At 70.8% G+C, this 8,311-nt stretch carries 8 protein-coding genes, 1 pseudogene and 1 riboswitch; of the genes and pseudogenes, 6 read left to right on the forward strand and 3 right to left on the reverse strand.

What is annotated here, in order from left to right; all coding sequences use genetic code 11:
* Positions 1 to 272 precede the first annotated feature (272 nt).
* Positions 273 to 476, forward strand: a riboswitch (cyclic di-AMP (ydaO/yuaA leader).
* A gap of 3 nt (positions 477 to 479) precedes the next feature.
* Positions 480 to 953, forward strand: coding sequence for a C40 family peptidase (locus tag RMT89_RS39160; RefSeq protein WP_315888529.1), 474 nt, complete (start codon positions 480 to 482; stop codon positions 951 to 953).
* A 264-nt stretch (positions 954 to 1,217) separates the two neighbouring features.
* Here RMT89_RS39160 and RMT89_RS39165 read toward each other — a convergent pair whose 3' ends face one another.
* Positions 1,218 to 1,676, reverse strand: coding sequence for an ATP-binding protein (locus RMT89_RS39165; protein ID WP_315888530.1), 459 nt, complete (start codon positions 1,674 to 1,676; stop codon positions 1,218 to 1,220).
* 212 nt (positions 1,677 to 1,888) lie between these two features.
* On the opposite strand from RMT89_RS39165, the gene RMT89_RS39170 reads away from it, so the two are divergent.
* Both RMT89_RS39170 and RMT89_RS39175 read left to right on the forward strand, forming a co-directional pair.
* Entirely contained in the window at positions 1,889 to 2,755 is an 867-nt protein-coding gene (locus tag RMT89_RS39170; protein ID WP_315888531.1) for a helix-turn-helix transcriptional regulator, read from the forward strand.
* A gap of 9 nt (positions 2,756 to 2,764) precedes the next feature.
* Positions 2,765 to 2,992, forward strand: a complete 228-nt coding sequence (locus RMT89_RS39175; protein WP_315888532.1) for a DUF397 domain-containing protein — start codon at positions 2,765 to 2,767, stop codon at positions 2,990 to 2,992.
* Positions 2,993 to 3,074: 82 nt separating this feature from the next.
* Here RMT89_RS39175 and RMT89_RS39180 read toward each other — a convergent pair whose 3' ends face one another.
* Entirely contained in the window at positions 3,075 to 4,202 is a 1,128-nt protein-coding gene (locus RMT89_RS39180; protein ID WP_315888536.1) for an 8-amino-7-oxononanoate synthase, read from the reverse strand.
* Positions 4,203 to 4,349: 147 nt separating this feature from the next.
* On the opposite strand from RMT89_RS39180, the gene bioB reads away from it, so the two are divergent.
* Genes bioB through bioD form a run of 3 tightly spaced genes read left to right on the forward strand, consistent with a single transcriptional unit; the run spans position 4,350 to position 7,489 of the window.
* Entirely contained in the window at positions 4,350 to 5,504 is a 1,155-nt protein-coding gene (gene bioB, locus RMT89_RS39185) for a biotin synthase BioB (protein WP_315888533.1), read from the forward strand.
* Complete coding sequence (locus tag RMT89_RS39190) at positions 5,497 to 6,777, forward strand: adenosylmethionine--8-amino-7-oxononanoate transaminase (protein ID WP_315888534.1); 1,281 nt, start codon at positions 5,497 to 5,499, stop codon at positions 6,775 to 6,777. The genes bioB and RMT89_RS39190 overlap by 8 nt, the downstream gene beginning before the upstream one ends.
* 1 nt (position 6,778) lies before the next feature.
* The gene (gene bioD, locus RMT89_RS39195) at positions 6,779 to 7,489 is read left to right on the forward strand and encodes a dethiobiotin synthase (RefSeq protein ID WP_315888535.1); all 711 of its coding nucleotides are present in this window, start codon (positions 6,779 to 6,781) and stop codon (positions 7,487 to 7,489) included.
* Between the two features lie 4 nt (positions 7,490 to 7,493).
* Here bioD and RMT89_RS39200 read toward each other — a convergent pair.
* Positions 7,494 to 8,311, reverse strand: a pseudogene (locus RMT89_RS39200) (LuxR C-terminal-related transcriptional regulator); the annotation flags it as partial.

Here is an 8,311-nt window from a genome sequence, read left to right on the forward strand (position 1 = left end):
CGAACCCGTCCCCCACACCACCATCAGCCCTCGGCGAGAAATCGGACCTCGGAAACATCAGCCGGTGGATCCGGGCTCAGAACCGAAACAGACCTTCCGCTGCTGGTCCGGGCATCCCCCGGCGCCTCGACGCTAGTTCGAACGGAGCAGCCTCCACCCGAACGGGTGAGTGGTGAGTAACGCCACAAATCCCCGGTTCCGTTGGGATTTTCGGACATCCGTGAGCCAAGATCCCTGTCTGACGACAAGCCCCCGCCACAGCGGCGGGGCGGTCCGGGCGGACGCCGAGTCCTGCCGCCGCCCGGATGACCGGTCGACAGGAGTGGATCGGCAGGAGTGGAGGACCCGAGCACGACGGGTCGCCGGCACGGATGTCCGTGCCGAGCAGCCCTTGGGGTGAAGCCGCATCGCGGCCGGGCAACTTCGCCAGCCCGAATCCGACAGGTCATCCTTCACAGGCGGCTGACGAAGGGTTGCGCATGACTGCGCTCAATCGTGTCCCGTCGCTGATGGCCCGTGCCGGTACGGCCTCGGCTCTCACCATCGCCGCCGTGGGCGGCTCGATCGTGGCCCCTGGCCTCTCCGCCGAAGCGGAGGCGGCCACACCGGCGACGAAGGCGCTCCAGGTCGCGGCCTCCAAGAAGGGCTCCCCGTACAAGTGGGGAGCTGTCGGACCGAACCGCTTCGACTGCTCCGGGCTCACGCTGTACTCGTACAGGAAGGCGGGCAAGAAGCTGCCACGTACGGCGGCCCAGCAGTACAACAAGACGCGCCACATCTCCGCCAAGAGTCGCAAGGCCGGCGACCTCGTGTTCTTCCACTCGGGGTCGAACATCTACCACGTCGGCATCTACGCCGGGAAGGGGAAGCTCTGGCACTCCCCGAAGTCCGGGGACGTGGTGAGGCTGCAGAAGATCTGGACCAAGAGCGTCTGGTACGGCCGGGTGCGCTGACCGGCTGCCCCGACGGGCGGCGGCGTCCCCTGACACGCCGCCGCCCTGACGGGCGCTCAGGCTGCCGCCGCGAGGCGCTCGGGCGCCGTTTCGGACGTGCTAGGGGGTGTTTTGAAAGTCCTGTGCGGTGCCCGCGGTGTTCGGTGCGTGCCCTCGGCGTGCCGGACGAAGGCCCTCGTACTGGACGTACTTGGGTCTTTGGCCGGTGCGGCGAGGGTGCGTGCCGGGCGCCGTGGGTGCTGTGCGGGACTTTCAAAACACCCCCTAGGGCTCCTGCTGGACCACTGTGGTGACCGGACGGGCCGGGACGGTCCAGGGGAGTTCGATGGAGACCGTCTTGCCGCCCTCGCGGGTGGGCCTGACTCTGAGGCGGCCGCCGCACTCGGCCGTCAGCCAGCGGATGATCACCAGACCCCGGCCGTTGTCCTGCTGGACGGCGGCCGGCAGGCGTTTGGGGAAACGCGGGTGACTGTCGGTGACCCCGATGCGCAGTTGTTCGTCATGGTGGAGCTCGATGTCCACCGTGAAGGTGGGTGACTGGCCGAGGGTGTGCTGTACGGCGTTGGTGGCGAGTTCGGAGACGATGAGGCGGATGGTGTCGGCCTCGTCCGTCTCCGCCGGCAGGCCCCATTCCACGAGGGTGCTGACCACATAGCCGCGGGCCGCGGAGACCGAGGCGGGATCGCTCGGCAGAGTGACGGATGCTTCCAGATGGTCTGCCATGGCGACATCGTCCCTTTCCCACGGGACCGCAGTCCGACACGGAGCGGATGGTTCGAGTACGGTCCCGGACTGGTGCTTCGCCGCCAGACTGCCATTACCGCGCCGGTCACGGTGGCGATCCACCAAGATATGCATATATCTGTCGCTCAAAGCGGTGAACTCTGCTACGCGAGACCGTATTTGGGCGGCCCGGTTGGAGTAAGGAGTAGCGCATGCAGCACGGTCCCGCGGTACGCCGCCGAAAGCTGGGCGCCGAACTGCGTGCGTTGCGCACCGGCGCGGGGCTCACGAGCGGTGAGGCGGCGCGTCTGGTGGGCTGGCACCAGTCGAAGGTGAGCCGGATCGAGACCGGCGCCAGCGGGGTGAAACCGGCCGATGTGCGGTTACTCCTGGACGCCTATGGTGTCGCCGACTCCCAACTACGGGAGTTGCTCCTGGTGTTGGCGGGGTCCGACGACGGCGCCGGACGACACCACTGGTGGCATGCGTATCGCGGGGTGCTGCCGCCGACCTACCGGGACTTCATCAGTCTGGAGTCCCAGGCGAGCGCGATGCGCACCCTGGAGACCTCCGTGGTGCCGGGGCTGTTGCAGACGCCCGAGTACGCGCGCGCGGTGACCCGGGTCGCGGTGGGCGGCCTGGACGAGACCGACGAACGGCTCGACGCGCTGGTCGAGGTGCGGCTGGCCCGGCAGGACGTGCTGCGCGGGGAGCCGCCGCTGGAGCTGAGCGCCGTGCTGGACGAGGCGGTGCTGCGCCGGGAGATCGGCGGTCCGGGGGTGATGTCCCGACAGCTGTGGCGGCTGGTGGAGGCGGGGCGCTTGCCGCAAGTGCGGTTGCAGGTCCTGCCGTTCACGGCCGGGGCGCACATCGGTATCACCGGGCCTTTCGTTGTCTTCTCATTTTCGCGCACTTCTGATCTGGATGTGGTTGTTCTCGACCACTTGACGAGTAGCCTCTACCTCGAACGGAAAGAAGACCTCCAGGCGTACACGGAGGCCTTCACCACCCTTCAGATCCACGCCCTTTCGCCCGAGGAATCGTTGGATTACATCGCCGGGATAGCTGACGGCGCGTAAGGAGGCACCATGTCTGCACTGCCTCGGAACGTACCTTCCAGTACCGATCTGCGTGACGTGCGCTGGCTGCGCAGCAGCTACAGCACGGGCGCGAACAACTGCGTGGAGACCGCTCGGCCGCTGACCGGTCCCTGGGCCGGACTGCTCGCCGTGCGCGACTCCAAGGCCCCGGCCGGGCCCGCGCTGCTCTTCTCCCCCGAGAGCTGGGCGGACTTCACGGCCGCGATCCGGTCCTGACAGTTCCGATCAAACTCCGGTTAAGTTCCGATCAGTTTCAATCAGTTCGCCAGCCGCGGCGGCAGGGCCGTGTCACGCCGACTCATGGTCGTGTCTCGCCGATGACCCGTACAGCGCGTTCGATCTGCCCGTCCGTGAGGTCCGCCCGGGCGGTCAGCCTCAGCCGTGAGATGCCGTCGGGGACGGAAGGAGGTCGGAAACAGCCCACGGCGAGGCCCGCCGCCCGGCAGTCCGCCGCCCAGCGCACGGCCCCCTCCGGGGAGGGCGCGCGCACCGAGACGACCGCGGCATCCGGACGTACCGCCTGATGGCCGGCGGCCGTCAGACGGGCGTGCAGTTCGCCTGCCACCGCACGGGCCCGCGCCGCCCTCTGCGGCTCCCGCCGCAACAGGCGCAGAGCCGAGAGGGCGGCACCGGCCGCGGCGGGGGCCAAGCCGGTGTCGAAGATGAACGTCCGTGCCGCGTTGACCAGATGGTCGATCACCCGGGCCGGACCGAGCACGGCACCGCCCTGGCTGCCCAGTGACTTCGACAGCGTCACCGTGACCACCACGTCGTCGGCCCCGGCCAGCCCCGCCGCGTGCGGGGCGCCCCGGCCGCCGTCGCCGAGCACACCCAGGCCGTGCGCGTCGTCGACGACGAGTCCCGCGCCGTACTCCCGGCACGCCTCGGCGAGCCGGGCCAGCGGGGCGGCGTCGCCGTCGACCGAGAAGACGGTGTCGGAGACCGCGACGGCCGGTCCGTCGTGCGTCTGGAGCGCCTTGCGCACGGCGTCCGGCTCGGCGTGCGCGACCACCTGGGTCGTACCGCGCGCCAGCCGGCAGCCGTCGATGAGCGAGGCGTGGTTGCCCGCGTCGGACACGATCAGCGAGCCGTGCGGCCCGAGCGCGGTGACCGCGGCGAGGTTGGCCGCGTAGCCGGAGGAGAACACCAGCGCCGCCTCGAAGCCGCAGAAGTCCGCCAGCTCGCGCTCCAGCTCGCCGTGCAGCTCCGTCGTACCGGTGACGAGCCGGGAGCCGGTCGCGCCGCCGCCCCAGGTCCGCGCCGCCCGGGCCGCGCCCTCGGTGACCTCCGGGTGGTGGGCCAGACCCAGATAGTCGTTGCTGGCCAGATCCAGCAGCGGCGAGTCGGCGGGCCGGGGGCGCAGCGTCCGTACGAGTCCGGCGCGGCGGCGCAGCTCCGCCTGCTCGTCGATCCAGCCGAACGCCATGGGTCCTCCGGGCATTTTGTAGGCAGCGCACAGACACTAGCGGGACGACCAGGCACCCAGGGTGTGGCAATACCCACACGTCGAAGCGCCCGAGTTGTACGAACTCTCCTTGGCCGGGGACCACTCCTTAGGACAGGATCAGCTCTCATGGACCTGCTGAACACGCTGCTGGACAAGGGGCTGCGGCGCGAGCTGCCGACCCGCGAGGAGGCCCTGGCCGTCCTCGCGACCTCCGATGACGACCTGCTCGATGTGGTGGCCGCGGCCGGCAAGGTACGCCGGCACTGGTTCGGCCGTCGGGTGAAACTGAACTACCTCGTCAACCTCAAGTCCGGCTTGTGTCCGGAGGACTGTTCCTACTGCTCGCAGCGGCTCGGCTCGACCGCCGGGATCCTGAAGTACACCTGGCTCAAGCCCGACGAGGCGTCGAAGGCGGCAGCCGCCGGGCTCGCGGGCGGCGCCAAGCGCGTCTGCCTGGTGGCCAGCGGGCGCGGTCCGACCGACCGTGACGTGGACCGGGTCTCGGACACCATCAAGGCGATCAAGGACGAGAACGAGGGCGTCGAGGTGTGCGCCTGCCTCGGGCTGCTCTCCGACGGCCAGGCCGAGCGGCTGCGCGAGGCGGGCGCCGACGCCTACAACCACAACCTGAACACCTCCGAGGCCACCTACGGCGACATCACCACCACCCACACCTACGCCGACCGCGTGGACACCGTGCAGAAGGCACACGCCGCCGGTCTGTCCGCCTGCTCCGGTCTGATCGCGGGCATGGGCGAGAGCGACGAGGACCTGGTGGACGTGGTCTTCTCGCTGCGCGAGCTGGACCCGGACTCGGTGCCGGTCAACTTCCTGATCCCCTTCGAGGGCACCCCGCTGGCCAAGGAGTGGCACCTCACCCCGCAGCGCTGTCTGCGGATCCTCGCCATGGTGCGGTTCGTCTGTCCTGACGTCGAGGTGCGCATCGCGGGCGGCCGTGAGGTCCATCTGCGCACGATGCAGCCGCTCGCGCTGCACCTGGCCAACTCGATCTTCCTCGGCGACTACCTCACCAGTGAGGGCCAGGCGGGCAAGGCCGACCTGGACATGATCGCGGACGCCGGGTTCGAGATCGAGGGCGCCGACGAGGTGACGCTGCCGGAGCACCGGGCGGGTGGCGGCTGCGGTTCCGAGAGTGCGTGTGGTTCCGAGGGCGGCTGCGGTTCCGCACCCGCCGAGCAGGCCGAGCCCGGTGAGGTTCGCACCGGCCTCGTCGCCGTGCGCCGCCGAGGTGCCGGAACGGACCTTGCGCCCAATGCCTGACCTGAGCGTGACCGAGTTGCTGGACCTCGACCGGAAGCATGTGTGGCATCCGTACGGTCCCATGCCGGGCCGGCAGGAGCCGCTGGTCGTGGAGTCGGCAAGCGGAGTACGGCTGCGTCTCGCGGACGGTTCGGGCGAGCTCGTCGACGGGATGTCGTCCTGGTGGTCGGCCATCCACGGCTACAACCACCCTGTGCTCAACGAGGCGGCGCGCGAGCAGCTCGGCCGGATGAGCCATGTGATGTTCGGCGGGCTCACGCACGAGCCCGCCGTACGCCTGGCGAAGCACCTTGTCGGCATGTCGCCCGTCGGTCTGGAGCATGTGTTCCTCTCCGACTCGGGGTCGGTGTCGGTCGAGGTCGCGGTCAAGATGTGCCTGCAGTACTGGCGCTCGCTCGGCCGTCCTTCGAAACAGCGCCTGTTGACCTGGCGGGGCGGCTACCACGGGGACACCTGGCAGCCGATGTCGGTGTGCGATCCCCGGGGCGGGATGCACGAACTGTGGACCGGCCTGCTCCAGCGCCAGGTCTTCGTCGGGCCTCCGCCCGTCGACTACGAGGAGTCGTACGCGGACGAGCTGCGCTCGGCGATCGAGCGGCACGCCGATGAACTGGCCGCGGTGATCGTCGAGCCGGTGGTACAGGGCGCGGGCGGGATGCGGTTCCACTCCCCCGCGTATCTGCGGGTGCTGCGCGAGGCGTGCGACGCGCACGGCGTGCTACTGGTGTTCGACGAGATCGCGACCGGGTTCGGGCGCACGGGCGCCCTGTTCGCCGCGGAGCACGCGGCGGTGACACCGGACGTGATGTGCGTCGGCAAGGCGCTGACCGGCGGCTATATGTCGATGGCCGCCACCTTGTGCACCTCGCGGGTGGCCGACGGGATCTCGCGGGGCGAGGTGCCGGTGCTCGCGCACGGGCCGACGTTCATGGGCAATCCGCTGGCCGCCTCGGTGGCCTGTGCCTCGATCGAGCTGCTGCTCGGCCAGGACTGGCTCGCGGAGGTCAAGCGCATCGAGGCGGGACTGCGGGAGGGGCTGGCCGAGGCCGCTGTGCTGCCGGGGGTCCGTGACGTCCGCGTCCTCGGTGCCATCGGCGTGGTCCAGCTGGACCACCCGGTGGACATGGAGGCGGCGACGGCGGCCGCCGTGCGCGAGGGCGTGTGGGTACGGCCGTTCCGCGATCTGATCTACACGATGCCGCCGTATGTCACGGGCGACGCAGACCTGGCGCGGATCGCGCGTGCGGTGTGCGCGGCGGCGCGGGAGGGCTGAGATGACGGTTCTGGTGATCACGGGCACCGGCACGGAGATCGGCAAGACGATCACGACCGCCGCCGTCGCCGCCACGGCCCTCGCCTCCGGGCAGACGGTGGCTGTGCTGAAGGCCGCGCAGACGGGGCTACGGCCGGACGAGCGCGGGGACGCCGGCGAGTGCGCGCGGCTCGCCGGTGGTGTGACGACGGCTGAACTCGCCCGCTATCCCGAGCCGTTGGCCCCGGCGACGGCGGCGCGCCGGGCGGGCCTGCCATCGGTGCGCCCGCGCGAGATCGCCGAGGCCGCCGCGAAGCTGGCCACCGAGCACGACCTGGTGCTGGTGGAGGGCGCGGGCGGACTGCTCGTCCGCTTCGACGACGAGGGCGGCACACTCGCGGACGCCGCCGAACTGCTGGCGGCGCCGGTGCTGGTGGTGGCGTCGGCGGGTCTGGGCACCCTGAACGTCACCGAACTGACGGCCCGTGAACTGCGTTCCCGGCGGCTTGACCTGCTGGGTGTGGTGATCGGGAGCTGGCCCGAGACGCCTGATCTGGCCTCGCGTTGCAATGTGGCGGATCTGCCGGAGGTGGCCGGAGCGCCGCTCCTGGGGGCGCTGCCGGCCGGGTCCGGGGCACTGACACCGGCGGACTTCCGTGCGTCGGCGCCGAGTTGGCTCGCCTCCGAGTTGGGCGGGACGTGGGACGGCGTGTCCTTCCGGGAACGCGTCTGAGACGTCACGCCTTCTCGGCGAGCAGACGCACCAGTTCGATCCGGGACCGGATGCCGAGCCGCGTGAACACACCGCGCAGATGGTGGTCGATCGTCCGGGGGTCAGGGCGAGGCGGGACGCGATCTCGCGGTTCGTGACGCCCTCGGCGGCCATCCTGGCCACCAGAAGCTGCTGTGCGGTGAGTCGGGCGGTGGGGCCGTCGGGGCCGGAGGGCGCGGGTTCCGCGGGGGCTCCGGGGGCCCGGAGTTCGGCGCGGGCCCGGTCCGCGCAGTGCGGGGCGCCGAAGTACTCGAACGCCTCCAGCGCGCTGTGCAGCCGGTCCCTGGCTTCCGTACGGCTGCGCAGTCGGCGCAGCGCGCCGCCGAACAGCAGCTCTGTACGGGCGCGTTCGAAGTCGCGGGTGCCTCGGCCGTGCAGGGCGAGCGCGCTGCGGTAGTGCTCGACGGCCTCGGCGCCGGGCGCGAGGAGCACGTGGCAACGGGCATCAGGGCCAGGTCGTCGGCGCTGCCCACGACGGAGGCCCAGTGGTGGTAGTCGGCGTGGGCCACCGGGCGATCCGGGTGTCGCCGGTCCGTACGGCTGCTTCGACGCAGTGCGGGTGGCCAGGTGGCGGATCGCCCGGGTGACCGTGACCGGAACCGAATCCGGCCAGCGCCCGTAACCGGGCCGCTGCCGCGGCGAAGCGTCCGCTGCCCAGGTCCAGGAAGGCGAGCGCCCACTGCGCGAGGGCCGCGGGCAGACCCAGGCCATGGGCGAGGCCGTACGACCGAGCTGTGGCGGCCCATTCACGGCAGACGTCCGTGTCGCCGGTGAGCGCGGCGA

This window comes from Streptomyces sp. P17 (assembly GCF_032436805.1).
GTDB lineage: Bacteria > Actinomycetota > Actinomycetes > Streptomycetales > Streptomycetaceae > Streptomyces.